This window comes from Micromonospora sp. RV43 (genome assembly GCF_001029515.1).
Classification (GTDB): Bacteria; Actinomycetota; Actinomycetes; order Mycobacteriales; family Micromonosporaceae; genus Micromonospora; species Micromonospora aurantiaca.
The window spans coordinates 1-17,219 of the sequence record NZ_LEKG01000172.1; the positions used below are offsets into that span (position 1 = coordinate 1).

Annotated in this window: 11 protein-coding genes; 9 read left to right on the forward strand and 2 right to left on the reverse strand. The window is 72.8% G+C overall.

Going from position 1 to position 17,219, the window contains the following annotated elements; genetic code table 11:
• On the reverse strand, window positions 1-571 hold a 571-nt coding region (locus tag ABD52_RS30285; RefSeq protein ID WP_047894012.1), incomplete at its 3' end, for a M23 family metallopeptidase.
• Between the two features lie 395 nt (window positions 572-966).
• On the opposite strand from ABD52_RS30285, the gene ABD52_RS37925 reads away from it, so the two are divergent.
• Genes ABD52_RS37925 through ABD52_RS30320 form a run of 7 tightly spaced genes read left to right on the forward strand, consistent with a single transcriptional unit; the run spans window position 967 to window position 13,338 of the window.
• Window positions 967-4,293 carry a DUF2961 domain-containing protein gene (locus ABD52_RS37925; RefSeq protein WP_047894013.1) on the forward strand — a complete coding sequence of 1,109 codons (3,327 nt, stop codon included), beginning with the start codon at window positions 967-969 and terminating at the stop codon, window positions 4,291-4,293.
• The gene (locus ABD52_RS30295) at window positions 4,293-6,416 is read left to right on the forward strand and encodes a family 43 glycosylhydrolase (protein WP_047894014.1); all 2,124 of its coding nucleotides are present in this window, start codon (window positions 4,293-4,295) and stop codon (window positions 6,414-6,416) included. The genes ABD52_RS37925 and ABD52_RS30295 overlap by 1 nt, the downstream gene beginning before the upstream one ends.
• A gap of 5 nt (window positions 6,417-6,421) precedes the next feature.
• Window positions 6,422-8,026, forward strand: coding sequence for a sugar ABC transporter ATP-binding protein (locus ABD52_RS30300; RefSeq protein ID WP_200905266.1), 1,605 nt, complete (start codon window positions 6,422-6,424; stop codon window positions 8,024-8,026).
• Complete coding sequence (locus tag ABD52_RS30305; RefSeq protein WP_030504767.1) at window positions 8,023-9,117, forward strand: ABC transporter permease; 1,095 nt, start codon at window positions 8,023-8,025, stop codon at window positions 9,115-9,117. Before ABD52_RS30300 ends, ABD52_RS30305 begins: the two co-directional genes overlap by 4 nt.
• A gap of 26 nt (window positions 9,118-9,143) precedes the next feature.
• Window positions 9,144-10,139 carry a substrate-binding domain-containing protein gene (locus tag ABD52_RS30310; protein ID WP_013476121.1) on the forward strand — a complete coding sequence of 332 codons (996 nt, stop codon included), beginning with the start codon at window positions 9,144-9,146 and terminating at the stop codon, window positions 10,137-10,139.
• Between the two features lie 14 nt (window positions 10,140-10,153).
• Window positions 10,154-11,707 carry an FGGY-family carbohydrate kinase gene (locus tag ABD52_RS30315; RefSeq protein ID WP_013476122.1) on the forward strand — a complete coding sequence of 518 codons (1,554 nt, stop codon included), beginning with the start codon at window positions 10,154-10,156 and terminating at the stop codon, window positions 11,705-11,707.
• Window positions 11,704-13,338: a fucose isomerase gene (locus tag ABD52_RS30320; protein ID WP_047894015.1), complete on the forward strand. Its 1,635-nt coding sequence runs from the start codon at window positions 11,704-11,706 to the stop codon at window positions 13,336-13,338. The genes ABD52_RS30315 and ABD52_RS30320 overlap by 4 nt, the downstream gene beginning before the upstream one ends.
• On the opposite strand, the gene ABD52_RS30325 is transcribed toward ABD52_RS30320, so the two are convergent.
• The gene (locus ABD52_RS30325; protein ID WP_047894016.1) at window positions 13,328-14,392 is read right to left on the reverse strand and encodes a LacI family DNA-binding transcriptional regulator; all 1,065 of its coding nucleotides are present in this window, start codon (window positions 14,390-14,392) and stop codon (window positions 13,328-13,330) included. The two genes, ABD52_RS30320 and ABD52_RS30325, sit on opposite strands and share 11 nt — an antisense overlap.
• A gap of 241 nt (window positions 14,393-14,633) precedes the next feature.
• Here ABD52_RS30325 and ABD52_RS30330 point away from each other — a divergent pair, with 241 nt between their 5' ends.
• Window positions 14,634-16,082, forward strand: coding sequence for a VCBS repeat-containing protein (locus ABD52_RS30330; protein ID WP_053065515.1), 1,449 nt, complete (start codon window positions 14,634-14,636; stop codon window positions 16,080-16,082).
• Between the two features lie 20 nt (window positions 16,083-16,102).
• The coding region (locus tag ABD52_RS30335) for an N-acetylmuramoyl-L-alanine amidase (RefSeq protein WP_187690856.1) at window positions 16,103-17,219 on the forward strand (1,117 nt) is incomplete at its 3' end.

Consider the following 17,219-nt stretch of genomic DNA (forward strand, 5'->3'; position numbering starts at 1 on the left):
GCGCGGGCGGCGGCGGTGGCGTGCCGCAGTTGTCGCTGACCAGGAACCGCTGGTTGTACTGGCCGGGATACGGCGCGAGCGAGACGCCGTTGATCGAGATGACCTGGCCGACGCCGTTGTAGAGCTGCTCGTAGTGCACGTGCGCGCCGGAGGAGTTGCCGGTGCTGCCGGTGATCCCGATCTGCTGGCCCTGCTGCACGTAGGCGCCGTCGGGCACCGAGTAGGCGCTGAGGTGGAAGTAGTAGGTGGTCCATCCGCCGCCGTGGTCGATGACGATGTAGTTGCCGGCGCCGCTGGGCTGCGAGTAGCGGCGGGCCACTCCGGCGGCGGACGCCATCTGGGGCGTACCGCCTGTGACACCGCCGTCGGCGCGGACGAAGTCCAGCGCCTGCCGCACCTCGGCGCTGTGGTGGCTGTACGTCCACCGCTGCCCGCAGGGGAACGGTGCCTTGAAGTTGGGCGCGGCGAGTGCCGGTGACGGGGCGACCGTCACCGCGGTGAGGATGGCCGCGGCCAGGGTGAGCAGCGCGACGAGGGCGCGCCGGGCGGCACGTTTCGGGAATCTGGGCATGCGGTGACTCCTCGTCGGAAGAGGGATGCACTGTCGGAGCGGCACGTGGGCGCGTCAGGCCAGGGGCCGGTGTCGCCGATGGGCGGGCCCTGGCAGTTCGCGTCGGAGAGAGGGGCGGCTGGCGTCCCGATCGGCGGGACGGTGGCGCTGAGGAGAAGTGAAACCGCATACTTCGGAGCCTGTCAATACCCGCCGGGGTGGTTCGGGCCGGCGGAAAACTTCCTTCAGCGTCGCTTCCGCCCGGCCTGGCTGCGCGGCGTGCGGGCCGACACGCCGCGAAGATTCCTGCCCCGGAGGGAAAGCCGGGCGCAAGTATTGACAACCGTGGAAGCCTCGAAGTTAACTCGCCAGCAATCGATTTCTCAGACTCCTACGGCTGCTCGGAAGGGACACCGATGAGGCTTCGCATCGGCCGTTGGGCCGGCGCCGCAGCAGCCGCGCTGCTGGCCGTTGCCGTGCCCGCGACCTCGTCCGCCGCCGCGCCGGCCGCCACGTCGGCGTCCGCTCCCGCTCCCGCCGCCGCGCCGGCCGCCACGTCGGCGTCCGCTCCCGCTCCCGCCGTCGCCGACGACAAGGGGCCGATCGGCTGGGACGCCTACCGCCGGCTCGACCGCCTGCCGGAGTTGGCCGCCGGCACCCGTACCCACCAGTTCTCCAGCTTCGGCCGCGACGGCTCCAACGACGACGGCTTCGTCGGCACCTGGTCCTGCCTGCGCCAGAGCGGCGGATGCGTGATCGCCGAGGCGCGCGGCCCGGGCGAGGTGCAGTCGATCTGGTTCACCCGCGACGAGGGCGACGTCCGCGCCACCGGCTGGATCCGCGTCGAACTCGACGGCGTCGTGGTCGTCCAGGCCGACCTCCAGGACCTGGTGGACGGGCGGCTCGGCAGCCCGTTCGTCGCGCCACTCGTCAGCAACGCCGACCAGACGTCGGGCGGCGTCACGGTCAAGGTGCCCATGCCCTACCGGGAGTCCATGCGGATCACCACCCAGCACAACCCGCTGTTCCATCACGTCACCTACCGCACCTTCGCCGACGCGGCAGGGGTGTCCCGGTTCGATCCGGCCGACCCGGCCAGCGACGTGGTCGCGCTGCTGCGCGCCGCTGGCACCCGCGACCCGAAGCCCGCCCAGGCCGGCGCCGCCACCATCCGCGCCACAGTCACCGCCCCGGCGCAGGGGCAGGTGTCACTGGCCGCCCTGACCGGGCCGCGCGCGATCACCGCGCTGCGGCTGCGCGTACCGGACGCCGCGGCCGGGGCGCCGACGCTCGCCGGGCTGCGGCTGCGGATGACGTTCGACGGACGTACGACAGTGGACAGCCCGGTCGGCGAGTTCTTCGGCGCCGGGCTGGGCGAGCGCACCGTACGGTCGCTGATGTTCGCCATGGACTCCGCGCCGGGCGGCTGGTACAGCGCATGGTGGCCGATGCCGTTCCGCACCGCCGCCGCCGTGACGCTCGTCAACACGACGGGCACCGCAGTCGGCGGCGTCGAGGTCGAGGTGACGTCGGCGCCCGGCGCCGAGTGGACGTCCCGGCTCGCCGCCGATGGCAGCGCCGGTTACTTCACCACCCAGTCACGCCGCGCCGAGACGGTCGGCGGCGCGGACTGGATCATCGCCGACCAGTCCGGCCGGGGCCGGTTCGTCGGCGTCTCGCAGACCATGCGGGGCCACATCATCGGCGGCAACACCCGCAACTACCTGGAGGGCGACGAGCGGGTGCACGTGGACGGCTCGCCCACGCCGCAGATCTACGGCACCGGCACCGAGGACTTCTACGAGTCGGGCTGGTACTTCAACCGCGGCGAGTACAGCGGCGTCTTCACCGGCAACACCGCGCACCTGGTCCGCGGCGGCGGATGCGCCGACGAGTGCGACGCCGCCTACCGGCTGATGATCGGCGACGCGGTGGCGTACGGCACCGCGCTGCGCTTCGGCATCGAGCACGGACCGGCCAACGACATGCCCGCCGAGTACGCCTCGACCGCGTTCCTCTACACCCAGCGCACCGTCACCACGCGCCGGACCGACGCCGTCGTCACCGGCGACGCCGCCAGCCGCGCCGCGCACGCGTACACCGACTCCGCGGCGACCCAGACCGCGCTCACCGCCGCCTTCGAGGGCGACGACGACAACGTCCCGCAGACCGGCCAGGTCCGCGCCACCACCGCCCCGGTCCGCTTCCGGCTGGCGATCGACCCGGCCAACCAGGGGGTACGGCTGCGCCGCCACGGTGACCAGGCCGGTGGCTACCAGCAGGCGGCCGTGTCGGTGGACGGCACACCGGCCGGGGTGTGGCTCCAGCCGCTGGGCAACGACAGGCAGCGCTGGCTGGCCGACGAGTTCGTCCTGCCCGCGGCGCTGACGGCGGGCCGCTCGGCGGTGACCGTCCAGCTCACCCCGGCGAGCGGCGCGCCGGCCTGGACCGCCGCCCGATACCTGGCCGACAGCATGATCGCGCCGTTCACCGACACCGTCGCCCCGGCCCCGGTCGCCGGTCTCGCCCTGGCCGGCGGGCGCGTGCACGCGCTGGGCCTGACCTGGTCCCCCTCCGCCGACGACGTCGGCGTGGTCTCCTACCGCGTCTACGCGTCCCGGAACCCGGGGGTGGCGATCACCGCCGCCAACCTGGTCGGCACCACACGTGCCACCACGTTCCGGCACGGTCCGCTGCCGGCCGCGCAGACCCGCTACTACCGGATCGTTGCCGTCGACGGTTCGGGCAACGCCGCCGCGCCCTCGGCCGAGGTGTCGGCCACCACCCGTACCCGCAACACCAGCGACGCCAACGGCGACCGCCGCGACGACGCCGTCGACTTCACCCGCGGCGCCACCGCCGACGTGTTCACGTCGCTCTCCGACGGCACCCGGTTCGTGCCGGACAGCCGGCCCTGGAACGACTTCTTCGCGGTCGGCGCGGAGGTGCCGCTCACCGGCGACGTCAACGGCGACGGCCGCGCGGATGTCATCACGTTCACCCGTGGCGACAGCGCCGACGTCTACGTCGGGCTCTCCACCGGCTCCGGCTACTCCGCGGGCGTCAAGTGGCACGACTTCTTCGCCGTCGGCGCCGAGATCCCGGCGGTCGGCGACGTCAACGGCGACGGCCGCGCCGACATCATCACGTTCACCCGCGGCGCCGCCGCCGACGTCTACGTGGCGCTCTCCACCGGCTCCGGCTTCGGACCCGGCGTCAAGTGGCACGACCACTTCGCGCTCGGCGACGAGTTCCCGGCGGTGGGCGACGTGGACGGGGACGGGCGGGACGACATCGTGACGTTCACCAGGGGTACGACCGGCGACGTGTTCGTGTCGCTCTCCGACGGCACCCGCTTCGTGGAGGACGGCTGGAAGTGGCACGACAGCTTCGCCGCCGGCGACGAGCTGCCGGCGGTGGGCGACGTGGACGGGGACGGGCGGGACGACATCGTGACGTTCACCAGGGGTACGACCGGCGACGTGTTCGTGTCGCTCTCCGACGGCACCCGCTTCGTGCAGAGCTCCTGGAAGTGGCACGACCACTTCGCCTTCGGCGACGAGCTGCCCGGGGTGGGGGACTTCAACGGCGACGGGCGGGCCGACGTGGTCGCGTTCACCAGGGGCCTGACCGCCGACGTGTTCGTCTCGCTCTCCACCGGCGGTGGATTCGGGCCACCGGGCAACCGCTGGCACGACCGGTTCGCCCCCGGCACCGACCTGCCCCGCCCGAGCGTGTCGTGATGCGCGCCCGGCGTGCCCTCGCGGCGCTCCTGCTCGGGGTGGCTCTGGTGGCGGTCCCGGCCGGACCGGCAGCGGCCGACGACCCGGTCCGGTTCGAGGCCGAGTCGCTCGCCGTCGTCTCCGCCACCGCGCCGGTCGGCGCGCAGGCCGACTGCTGCGGGGTGAGCTGGTCCGGCGGACGGCAACTGTGGTTCCGGGGCGCCCGCGCCGGTGACGCGGTGACGCTCACGCTGCCGTCGCTGCCGGCCGGGCAGTACGACCTCGGCGCGGTCCTCACCCGGGCCGGCGACTACGGCACGCTGCGCTTCGCCGTCGACGGGGTGGCGGTCGGCCAGCTCTTCGACGGGTACGCGGGCGCGGTGCAGCGCACCGGGGCGGTGCCGCTGGGCTCGGTGTCGCTGACGGCCGGCACCCACCGCCTCACCGTCACGGTGACCGGCCGGTCCGCGTCCTCCACCGGCTTCTTCGCCGGGCTGGACACGGTGACGCTGCGTCGCGTCGGCCCGCTCGCGGCGGTCACCACCACGCCGTACGAGACGCTCGGTGAGACACCGGCGCGGGGCACGTCCACACGCGTCTACGACCCGAGCGCCGGGGAGTCGACGACCTGGTACTACAACGACCACACGCTGGTGCGGCACGAGCAGACCGGCGTGTGGCACCTGTTCGGCATCACCCACGCCGAACCCGGTGCGCCGCAGGACGAGAAGGTCTTCGGGCACGCCACCGCGCCCACCCCGACCGGCCCGTGGACGAAACGGCCGGTGGCGCTGGCCGCCGACCCCGGGGCCGGGGAGCAGTGGATCTGGGCCCCGCACGTCGTCCACCACAACGGCGTCTACCACATGTTCTACGCGGCCGGTAACCCGGACTACGCCCGGTACCGCATGCACCTGGCCACCTCGACCGACCTGTTCACCTGGACCCGAAGCTCCGCCAACCCGCTGTTCATCGACGGATGGGAGGGCCGCGACCCGATGGTGACCCGGGTCGGCGACCGCTGGGTCATGTACTACACGGCCACGTCGAGCCCGTCCGGCGGCAACCATGTCGTGGCGTACCGGACCAGCACCGACCTGCGCTCGTGGAGCGGCCGCGCGATCGCGTACACCTCGCCGCACACCGGCCGGGCGGGCGGGCAGACGGAGTCGCCGTTCGTGGTGCGCCGGGGGGAGTGGTGGTACCTGTTCGTCTGCTGCGACGGCACAGACTACGGCGCCGCGTACCGGCGCACGGCCGTCTACCGCAGCCGCGACCCGCTGCGCTTCGACGGCGCGGAGAAGGTGACGGTGCTGGACGCGCACGCCGCCGAGGTCGTGGTGGACGGCTCGAACTGGTACCTGACCCACGCCGGCTGGGGTCAGGGCGGGCTCTGGCTGGCGCCGCTGACCTGGTCGACCGGCGTGGTGGCGCGCGGCTGGACGGTGACCACCGGTTTCCTGCGCGCCGACGTGCGCACCTGGCCCAGCGCCCGGATCGCCGAGCTGGCCGTCGACCCGGCCGGGGCCGGCAATCACCGTCCCGCGCTCGACTCGTCGCACCGGGGCACCGGGCCGTACCTCGCCGTCGGCCGGTTCGACGTGACCGACCGGGCCGGAGCGCCGGCCCGGGTCGACGTGTCCGCCGACGGCTCCCGGATCAACCTGGTCGGCATCCCGTTCGGCGACGAGCCGGTCACCGCCGACTGGCTGCTCACCGTGACGCCCCGGTGGACCGGCCCTGGGTTGCAGAGCGACGTCACCTGGTCGGTGAACGGGTGGCCGACCGCAGCGGTGTGGGAGGTGGCGTTCAACATCGACGGCGCGTCCCCGCTGGTCGGCGACCCGGCGGTGGAGGCGCGGCCGACAGGTGACGTCACCGGCATGCCCCGCTGGACGATGAGCACCGGCGACGGGCTCTCGGTGGTCGCGGCGCACCGGTGGGGGTCGGCCTGGCGCGGCGACAACACCTGGTACGACGCCGGCCACGCGATGGCGGCCTGGCAGCCGCTGTGGCGCTCCGGCGGCCTGTCCTGGGCGCCGGGCCAGTACGCGGGCGGCACCTGGCGTCTGACCGCGAGCGGGGTCCGGCGGGACGTGCAGTTCGCCGACGCCGCGCACACCGCGATCAACGCGATCCCGTGACCGGCGTGGACACCCGCGACGCGCCCGGCCCGAGCGGCCGGGTGGTGGTCGCGGCAACCGGAGTGGCCAAGCGGTTCGGCGGCGTGACGGCCCTCGACGGCGTCGACTTCGACGTACGGGCGGGCGAGGTGCACGCGCTGCTGGGCGAGAACGGCGCGGGCAAGTCCACCCTGATCAACATCCTCTCCGGCGTGATCACCGACTACGACGGAGAAGTCGCAGTCGACGGGACGCCGGTACGGTTCACCGGCCCGGCCGCCGCCCAGGCCGCCGGGATCGCGACCATCCACCAGGAACTCGACCTGGTGCCCGCCCTCTCGGTGGCCGACAACCTCGTGCTCGGGCGGGAGCCCCGGACCCGGCTGCGCACAGTCGACCGGCGGGCCGCGGGCCGCACCGCGCGCGAGCACCTGGACCGGCTCGGCGCAGACATCGACCCGCGCCGCCCGGTGGGCTCGCTGCGCGTCGGCGAGCAGCAACTCGTCGAGATCGCCAAGGCGCTCGCCCTGGACGCCCGCGTACTCGTCATGGACGAGCCGACGGCCGCGCTCGCCGACGGGGAGGTACGGCGGCTGTTCACCACAATCGGCGGCCTGCGCCGCCGGGGCGTCGGCGTCGTCTACATCTCCCACCGGATGGAGGAGATCGAGGTCGTCGCGGACCGCGCGACGGTGCTGCGCAACGGTTCCGTCGCCGGTGTCGTACCGGCCGGCCGGATGGACCGGCGGCGGATCGTGGCGATGATGGTCGGCGGCCGGGCCGCGTCGCTGTTCGAGCCCGCCCCGGCGGAAACGGCCGGCGCTCCCGGCCCGCCGCCCGGATCCGCCGGCGGCGGCCCGCTGCTGCGTGTCACCGACCTGGCCGTGCGGCCCCGGACGCCCCGGCTCGGCCGCTGCGAGCCGGACGGCGTCAGCCTGACCGTGCGGGCCGGCGAGATCGTCGGCCTGGCCGGGCTGATGGGCGCGGGACGTACCGAACTGCTGGAGACCCTGTTCGGCGCCGGGTCCGCGGGTCGCCGCACCGGCGCGGTGCTGCTGGCCGGCCGCCCGTACGCGCCGCGCCGCCCCCGCGCGGCACTGCGGGCCGGCGTCGGCTTCGTCCCGGAGGACCGGCGCCGCTCCGCGCTCGTCCTGGACCACCCGGTCGGCCGGAGCATCGTGCTGGCCGCCCTGTCCAGGCTGACCACGGCCGGGATCGTCAGCCGACGCCGGGAACGGGCGGCCGTCGCGCGGTCGGTCACCGACCTGGCGATCAAGACGGCGTCGGCGGCCACGCCGGTCGGCGCGCTCTCCGGTGGCAACCAGCAGAAGGTGGTCTTCGCCCGGCACCTGCTCACCGAGCCGCGGCTGCTCCTGCTGGACGAGCCGACCCGCGGCGTCGACATCGGGGCGAAGGCGGAGATCTACCGGCTGCTGCGCCGGCTCGCCGGCGACGGCATGGGCATCCTGCTCGCCTCCTCGGAACTGCCCGAGCTGCTCGGCGTCTGCGACCGGGTGGTGGTGCTGCGCCGTGGCCGGGCCGTGGCCGACCTCGCCACCGGCGGCTGCACCGGCGAGGACATCCTCGCGGCGGCGATGGGCGGCCCGGCCGCCGGAAGGGACGACCGATGACCGACACCCGAGTGCCGCCGCCCGAGCCGGCCGTGACCGGGGCGCCGCCCGCCGCCGGTACGGCCGGACTGCGCGGCGCGACGGCCCACTGGCTGCGTCGGCCGCGCAGCCGCCGGGAACTCGCCGACCGGCTCTTCGCGGTGCAGAGTCTCTTCGCGCTGCTCGTGATCTTCGTCGTGGCGATCCTCGCCTCACCGCGCCGCGACGGCGAGATCCTCTTCCTCACCGCCGGCAACCTGGGGAACATCGTCCGCGCGGTGTCGGAGATCGGCATCATCGCGATCGGGATGACGTTCGTCGTCCTGCTGGGCGGCATCGACCTGTCGGTCGGGGCGATCCTCGGCCTGTCGGCCGTCGGCACCGCGACGCTCATGGTCGACTCCGGACTCGGCATCCTGCCCGCCGTCGCCGCCGTGCTCGCGATCGGCGTGCTGTTCGGCGCGCTCCAGGGGTACGCCGTGGCCCGCCTCGGCATCCAGTCGTTCATCGTGACACTGGCCGGTCTCCAGGTCGCCCGGGGCATCGCCCGGATCTGGTCCGGCGGCCTCGGCATCCCGATCGCCTACGGCGACGGACCCCAGGAGGCGCCGCCCGCCTTCGAACTGCTGAACGGCTCGATAAACGGCGTGCTCCCGGTGCCGGCGGTGCTGTTCGTCCTGATCGGGGTGGCCGCTGTGGTGGTGCTGCGGACGACGGCGTTCGCCCGGCACGTCTGCGCGATCGGCGGCAACGAGAAGGCGGCCCGGCTCTCCGGTGTGCCGGTGACGCGGGTCAAGGTCGCCGTGTTCGCCGTCGCCGGCCTCCTGGCGGCGGTGGCCGGAGTGGTGCACGCGGGACAGCTCAACCAGGGCAGCCCGAACGACGGCGCCGGATACGAGCTGGACGCGATCGCCGCTGTCGTCATCGGCGGCACCAGCCTGGCCGGCGGCTCCGGCTCGATGGGCGGCACCCTGGCCGGCGCGCTGCTGCTCGGCATCCTCAACAACATCCTCGCGCTCAACAACATCGACGCCAACGTCCAGCTGCTGATCAAAGGACTGGTGATCGTGCTCGCGGCGGCGCTGCAGAAGCTGCGCCGCGGCATCGCCTGACCGAACCGACTCCGAGGAGCCACCCGATGGACAAGCGAACCACACTGCTCGCGCTGCTGGTCACCGGCGCGCTGGCGATCACGACGGGGTGCAGCGTCGAGAAGCCGTCCGACGACGCCGGGCGGGCCCGCGCCTGCGGCGCCGGCAAGGACTTCCTGATCGGCATGTCCCAGGCCAACAACGCCGAGCCGTACCGGCAGGTGATGAACAACGACGTGCAGACGGCGGCGAAGTCGGTGCCCGGCTTCCGCGTCGTGGTCTCCGACGCCGCCCAGGACAACAGCAAGCAGGTCGCCGACGTGGAGAACTTCCTCACCCAGAAGATCAACCTGCTGATCATCTCGCCGAACGAGGCCAAGCCGCTCACCGCTGTGGTGAAGAAGGCGTACGACCAGGGCGTGCCGGTGATCGTGCTGGACCGCAAGGTCGAGGGGGAGGCGTACACCGCGTTCATCGGTGGCGACAACGTGGCGATCGGCAAGGCGGCCGGCGAGTTCTACGCCACGACGCTGCTGCCCGACGGCGGCAAGGTGATCGAGATCGCCGGGCTGCCCGGCTCGACCCCCGCCGCCGAGCGCGCGCAGGGCTTCCGCGACGGCATCGCCGCCAACCCGAAGATCCAGATCGTCGCCTCCCAGCCCGGCGACTGGCTGCGGGAGAAGGGACAGTCGGTGGCGGACGCGCTGATCAAGGCCCACCCGGACGTGTCCGCGATCTACGCGCACAACGACCCGATGGCCGAGGGCGCCTACCTCGCCGCGAAGTCGGCGGGCAAGGCGCAGCGGATCAAGTTCACCGGCATCGACGCGCTGCCGGTGCCCTCCGGCGGGATCAAGGCCGTCGAGCAGGGCCGCCTCGCCGCCACGTTCCAGTACGCCACCGGCGGCCGGGAGGCGGTCGAGCTGGCCCGGAAGATCCTCGTCGACTGCGCCGAGGACGTCCCGCGTACCACCACGCTGGGCACCATGCGGATCACCAGGGAGAACGCCGCCGAGGCGTACGCGAAGCTCGGTGGCCTCTGAGCGCGGGGGCCGGGATGCGCAGCGCGAGCGTGCGGCGGGCGGCGCCGGTGGTGCTCGGCGTGGACATTGGCACGTCGAGCAGCAAGGGGGTTCTCGTCGACCCCGACGGGCGGTTGGTCCGGGCCCGGGTCCTGGAGCACCGGGTCGACCGGCCCGGCCCTGGCCGGGCCGAGATGGACGGCCGGATCTGGTGGCGGGAGTTCGTCGCCCTCAGCCGGGATCTGCTGGCTCCGGGTGACGTCCGGGTGTGCGCGGTCGGGGTGAGCGGCATGGGTCCGTGCGTGCTGCTCACCGACGCCGGCGGCACTCCACTGCGCCCGGCCGTCCTCTACGGCGTGGATACCCGCGCCGGGGAGCAGATCGAGCGGATGAACGAGCGGTTCGGCGCCGACGAGATCATCCAGCGGTGCGGGTCGGCGCTGTCCAGCCAGGCGGCGGGCCCGAAGATCGCGTGGGTGGCCGACACCGAACCGGAACTGTTCGCCCGTGCCCGCCGGCTGTTCATGCCCAGTTCGTGGCTGGCCTACCGGCTCACCGGTCGCTACCTGCTCGATCACCACTCGGCAAGCCAGTGCACGCCGTTCTACGACACCGAGGCCCAGGACTGGTACCGGCCGTGGATCGACCCGTTCGCACCCGGACTGGAGCTTCCGCCACTGTGCTGGCCCGGCGACGTGGCCGGTGAGGTGACGGCCGGGGCCGCCGCCGAGACCGGCCTGCCGGAGGGCGTTCCGGTGGTGGCGGGCACGATTGACGCCTGGTCGGAGGCGTTGAGCGTGGGTGCGCAGGGCGTGGGCGACCTGATGCTCATGTACGGCACCACCATGTTCCTCGTGCACACCGTGCCGCACCGGCTGACCAGCCCGTCGCTGTGGGGCACCGTCGGCGCGCTGCCGGGCACCCGCAACCTGGCCGGCGGGATGGCGACCTCCGGCGCGATCACCGGCTGGCTACGCGACCTGGTGGCGGGCACCGACCACACCGAGCTGCTCCGCCTCGCCGAACGCTCCGGCGCCGGTGCCCGCGGGTTGCTGATGCTGCCGTTCTTCGCCGGGGAACGCACGCCGATCCTCGATCCCCGGGCCCGCGGCCTGATCGCCGGTCTCACCCTCTCGCACGGCCCCGGCGACATCTACCGGGCGGCGCTGGAGGCGACCGGGCTGGCGGTACGGCACAACATCGAGACGATCGAGGCGGCCGGCGGCGACATCCGCCGGATCGTCGCGGTCGGCGGCGGCACCCGGGGCGGGCTCTGGACCCAGATCGTCTCCGACATCACCGGCCGGGAACAGCAGATCCCGGCGCAGACCATCGGCGCCAGCTACGGCGGCGCCTTCCTGGCCGCCCGGACCGTGATGGACGTCTCGATCGAGACGTGGAACCCGATCGCCGGGGTGCGGCGGCCACGACCCGAACCCGCCGCCGACTACGACGAGCTGTACCGGCTCTACCGCGAGCTGTACGCCGGTAGCCGATCTGTGGTTCACGCCCTTGCGGCCCGGCAGGAACGCCTGCCGGACGCGTTCCGCTCCACCCACCGTCCGCCCGCCGAGGGAGCTGCCCCGTGACCCGTTACACACTGCCCGTGCCGGTCGAGCGCCCGGCCGCCCCGCCCCGCACCGTCTACACAGTCGCCAGCGGTGACCTGCGGCTGAGCGCGAACGTCACCTGCTGGCCCACCCAGCGGCAGCTCGAAGCCGACCTCACCGCCGCGGTCACCGCGCTCGGCTGGCACGTCCGGCGCGGTCACGACGTCGACCCGGGCAAAGGACACGGCTTCATCGACAGCCAGCGCGCCGGGATCGAGGTCTTCCGGAGCATCCCGGCCGACGTGCCGCTCGTCGTGGTGGAGGCGGTCTGGCAGTACAGCCACCACGTGCTGGCCGGGCTGCGCGCCCACCGCGGGCCGATCCTGCTGGTGGCGAACTGGAGCGGCGAGTACCCCGGCCTGGTGGGCCTGCTCAACCTCGCCGGCAGCCTCACCAAGGCGGGCGTGCGGTACTCGACGCTGTGGAGCGAGGACTTCACCGACGAGTGGGCGCGCGACGGCCTGAAGAAGTGGCTGGAGACCGGCCGGGTGACGCACGACGAGAGCCACGTACGCCCGCTGCCTGTGCTGCGGCCGGACGAGGAGGTCGAACTCGGCGTGGCGCTGGCCCGGCAGCTCGTCTCCGAGCGGGCCGTCATCGGCGTCTTCGACGAGGGCTGCATGGGCATGTACAACGCCATCATCGACGACGAGCTGCTCAACCCGCTCGGCGTCTTCAAGGAACGCCTGTCGCAGAGCGCGCTGGTGGCGGAGATGGCGCGGGTGCGCGACACCGAGGCGCGGGCGGTGCTGGCCTGGCTGGAGGCGGCCGGGATGACGTTCCACACCGGCACCGACGAGGCCACCGAGCTGACGTACGCCCAACTGCTCAGCCAGTGCCGCATGTACGTCGCCGCGCTGCGCATCGCCGACGACTTCGGCCTGGACGCCGTCGGGATCCAGTACCAGCAGGGGCTCAAGGACACCGTGCCGGCCAGCGACCTGGCCGAGGGGCTGCTGAACAACATCGAACGCCCCCCGGTGACCAGCCGGGACGGCTCCCGGGAGCTGTACCCGGGCGTCGCGCTGCCGCACTTCAACGAGGTCGACGAGGGCGTCGCCGTGGACTCGCTGGTCACCAACCGGATCTGGACCGCGATGGGCCTGGACCCGGCGACGACGCTGCACGACATCCGCTGGGGGCAGCAGTACGGCGAGCACTTCGTCTGGGTCTTCGAGATCTCCGGTGCGGTGCCCGCGTCGCACAACGGCGGCTACGACAGGTCATACAGCATGCGTCAGCCGCCGATGTACTTCCCGCTCGGCGGCGGCACGCTCAGCGGCGTGTCGAAGCCGGGGGAGATCGTCTGGTCGCGGGTGTTCGTGATGGACGGCGGCCTGCACGTCGACCTCGGGCGCGGCACGGTGGTGGAGCTGCCCGAGGCGGAGACCCGGCGGCGGCTGGACGCCACCACACCGCAGTGGCCGATCATGCACGCCGTGCTGCACGGCGTGGGCCGCGACCAGTTGATGGCCCGGCACAAGGCCAACCACGTCAACGTGGTCTACGCGCCCGACGCCGACACCGCCGACCGCGCGCTACGGGTCAAGGCCGCCCTCTTCGCCGAGCTGGGCGTACGGGTGCACCTGTGCGGGGACGTCACGATCTGAGCGAGCCGGCGGCAGTGCCGCGCGACCGGGCACGGCCCACCGCGTGGCCCTGCCGGCCGGCCGACGGCGCCGAGCTCTCGCGTACCCGCAGCTCGGTGTGGAGCACCACTGTCGAGGGTGCCTTGGCCGGGTCGGCGATCCGCTCGACCAGCAGCGTGGCCGCGGTGCGCCCCAGGTCGTAGGTGGGCTGCGCGACGGTGCTCAGCGAGGGCCGGACCAGGTGCGCCCAGGGGATGTCGTCGAACCCGACGATGCCGAACGGGTCGGGCACGCCGATGCCGTTGTCCACGAGGCACTCGAGGGCGCCCACAGTCATCAGGTTGTTCGCCGCGAACACCGCGTCCGGCGGCTCGGCGGTCTCCAGCAGGGAGGCCATCGCGCGGTAGCCGCCCTCCTCGCGGAAGTCCGCGTACCGGATCAGGTCCTCGGTGGTCTGGCGTCCGCTCGCCTTCAGCGCCCGCTGGTAGCCCCGCAGCCGCTGCATGGCGGTGGAGATCCGGCGTGGGCCGGTGATGCAGGCGATCCGCCGGTAGCCGCTGCCCACCAGATGGGCGGTCGCCTGCTCGGCGCCGTGGGTGTTGTCCACCAGCACGGTGTCCACCTCGACGCCGCGTGGTTGCCTGTCGATCGCCACGACCGGGATGCGGGCCTGCACCAGGCGGCTGATCAGGGCCGGCCGCCCGGACGAGGAGATGATCACCCCGGCCATCCGCTCGGCCAGGGCCGCCGCCACGTAGCGGGCCTCCTTCTCCGGATCCTCGTCGCCGTTGCAGAGCACGACCGAGAAGCCGGCCTCCTGCGCGACGTCCTCGACACCGCGCACCATCGAGGTGAAGAACGGGTTCCCGATGTCGGAGATGATGACCGCCCAGAGGCTGGTCCGGCTGCGGCGCAGGCTGCGCGCGACGGCGTTCGGGCGGTAGTCGAGGTCCTGCGCGGCCTGCCGTACCCGGGCGGCCATGTCCGGGTCGACCGAGGCACGCCCGTTGAGGACACGGGAGACGGTCGCCGGCGACACTCCCGCGCGACGCGCCACGTCGTAGATGGTCGTCATCGCGCTCCCGTCGTCGTCGCCCGGGCGCTCCGGCCCGGCCCCCGTCGGATGGTGACGTACCGGAGTGAGACCGCCACCGCGGGAGATCGCACGGAATCCTATACCCGTCCAGCAATCGATTTCCGACCGGGTCGATCGCGTCCCGCCGCCGCTATTGACATCGATGTGAGTGACTACGAGACTCGTCAGCAATCGATTTCTCGCCCGGTGCCGCTGGTCACCCCCACCCCCGAGGAGCACGGTGAGACGAAATCTGCTGGCGATGCTTGTCGCGCTCTGCACCGTCACGGCGGCCGGCGCGGCCGGCGCGCCGGCCGCCGCCGTACCGATCGGCACGCTCGCCTGCCCGTCCGTCCCGGCCACCCACGACCCCGCCGTCACCGTGATCGTCTACCGGGTGGCCCGGTCGTACAACGTCAACGACAAGGTCATGCTCTCCACCTTCGAGGCGGGCTGGGTCGAGTCCCACATGAACAACCTGCCCTGCGGCGACAAGTCCAGCCTGGGCGTGTTCCAGCAGCGCTGGGACTACGGCTGGGGCACGCCGGAGCAGATCATGGACCCGGTCTACGCCACCACGCAGTACGTCACGCGTGCGATCACCTGCGACCGCAACAACCCCGGCTACACGGCGGGCCAGGTCGCCCAGTGCGTCCAGCGATCGGGCTTCCCCGACCGGTACGACCAGGTGGCGGGGACCGCGCGCACGCTGCTCAACCAGGCGGCGCGTACCCACGGCATGGCAGGCGGCTCGTCGACGGACGTGAACGGTGACGGCCGCGACGACATCCTCACCTTCACCCAGAACGCCTCCGCCGACGTGTACGCGAGCACGTCGACCGGAACCGGCTTCGCCGGAACGTCGGTGAAGTGGAACGACTTCTTCTCCATCGGCGGGGAGACCGCGTCGACGGGCGACGTCAACGGTGACGGCCGCGACGACATCGTCACGTTCGCGCACGGCAACACCGGCGACGTGTACGTGGCGCTGTCGAACGGGTCGGCGTTCACGTCGCCGGGCCGGTGGCACGACTGGTTCGCCCCCGGTGCGGAGATCGCCGCCGTCGGTGACGTCAACGGCGACGGCAGGGACGACATCGTCGCGTTCACGCACAACGCGACGGCGGACGTCTACGTGGCGCTGTCAACCGGGTCGTCGTTCTCGGGCACGGCGGTGAAGTGGCACGACTACTTCTCCATCGCCGGGGAGTTCCCCGCCCTGGGCGACGTCAACGGCGACGGCAAGGACGACATCATCACCTTCACCCAGGGCCCCGCGTCAGCGGCGGACGTGATCGTGTCGCTGTCCACCGGCACGTCGTTCGGGGCGCCGCAGAAGTGGCACGACCTGTTCGCCGTGGGTGCCGAGCAGCCGCGGGTGGGGGACGTCAACGGCGACGGCAAGGACGACGTCGTCACGTTCACCTGCGACGCCGACGCCGACGTCTACGTCGCCACCTCCACCGGCACCGGCTTCGCCGGCACCACCGTCAAGTGGCACGACTTCTTCTGCCTGCCGGGCGAGTTCCCCTACCTGGGCGACGCGAACGGCGACGGCAAGGACGACCTCATCGTCTTCACCAAGGGCGCCACGAACGACGTCTACGTCGCCCTGTCCACCGGCACCACCTTCGGTGCCAGCAGCAAGTGGCACGACTACTTCGGGCTCACCGGTGAGGTGACGCTGTGACACCAGGATGGGAGGCCCCCGTGGCCGGAACACGACGGAGACGGCGACGCACCGGCGTCGCCCTGCTGGCCGCGGCGCTCGCCGGCGGGATCGCGGTGCAGCCCGCGCCGGTGTCCGCGACGCCGCCGGGCCGGACCGCGCTGGACGCCGCGTTCGTGCGGGCGGCGCAGGAGTACGACGTACCCCGGGACGTCCTGGTCGCGGTCGGCTACGGCGAGTCCCGCCTCGACGCGCACGGCGGCAAGCCGAGCCAGGCGAACGGCTACGGGGTGATGCACCTGGTCAGCAACCCCGCCCAGCACAGCCTGGAACGGGCAGCGAAGTTGACCGGCGAGCCGGTCGCGCGCCTGAAGACCGCCACGCCGGCGAACATCCGCGGCGGTGCGGCAGTGCTGCGCGAGCTGGCCGACGCCGAGGGGCTGACCGCGCGGGATCGGGACCGGGTGACCGCCTGGTACCCGGTGGTGGCGCGGTACGGCGGCGCGGCCGACGACGCCACCGCACGCCTGTACGCGGACGGGATCTACGAGCTGGTGCAGCAGGGCATCCCGGGCGCGGTGCCGGTCCGGGCGCACCGGGTCGAGCCAGAGCGGGGTCGCTACGCCGCCGTGGCGCCCGCTGGCACCGCGTCCCGTACGCTCGCCGCCGCCGTGCCCGAGTACCCGCCGGCGCGGTGGGTGGCTGCCAACGGAGCGAACTACGGCGTGGGGCGGCCCAGCCGGATCACCACTGTGATTCTCCACGTCACCCAGGGTTCGTACGCCGGTACGATCAGCTGGTTCCAGAACCCGTCGGCCGGGGTCAGCGCCCACTACGTGGTGAAGTCCAGCAACGGCGAGATCACTCAGATGGTCCGCGAGGGCGACACCGCTTACCACGCCCGGTCGGGCAACGCGTACGGCGTCGGCATCGAGCACGAGGGGTACGTCGACAACCCGGCCTGGTTCACCGACGCGATGTACCGTTCCTCGGCCGCGCTGACCCGTTACCTGTGCGACAAGTACGGCATCCCGAAGAACCGCACCGGCATCAAGGGGCACAACGAGATCCCGGGCAACGACCACACCGACCCGGGACCGAACTGGAACTGGAACTACTACCTCTCGCTGGTGAACCAGGGTGGCGGGGGCCCGACCG

Coding starts and splice junctions, on each gene's coding strand:
- ABD52_RS30315 (WP_013476122.1), top strand. CDS start 10,154: ATGCGCAGCGCGAGCGTGCGGCGGGCGGCGCCGGTGGTGCTCGGCGTG.
- ABD52_RS37925 (WP_047894013.1), top strand. CDS start 967: ATGAGGCTTCGCATCGGCCGTTGGGCCGGCGCCGCAGCAGCCGCGCTG.
- ABD52_RS30325 (WP_047894016.1), bottom strand. CDS start 14,392: ATGACGACCATCTACGACGTGGCGCGTCGCGCGGGAGTGTCGCCGGCG.
- ABD52_RS30305 (WP_030504767.1), top strand. CDS start 8,023: ATGACCGACACCCGAGTGCCGCCGCCCGAGCCGGCCGTGACCGGGGCG.
- ABD52_RS30295 (WP_047894014.1), top strand. CDS start 4,293: ATGCGCGCCCGGCGTGCCCTCGCGGCGCTCCTGCTCGGGGTGGCTCTG.
- ABD52_RS30310 (WP_013476121.1), top strand. CDS start 9,144: ATGGACAAGCGAACCACACTGCTCGCGCTGCTGGTCACCGGCGCGCTG.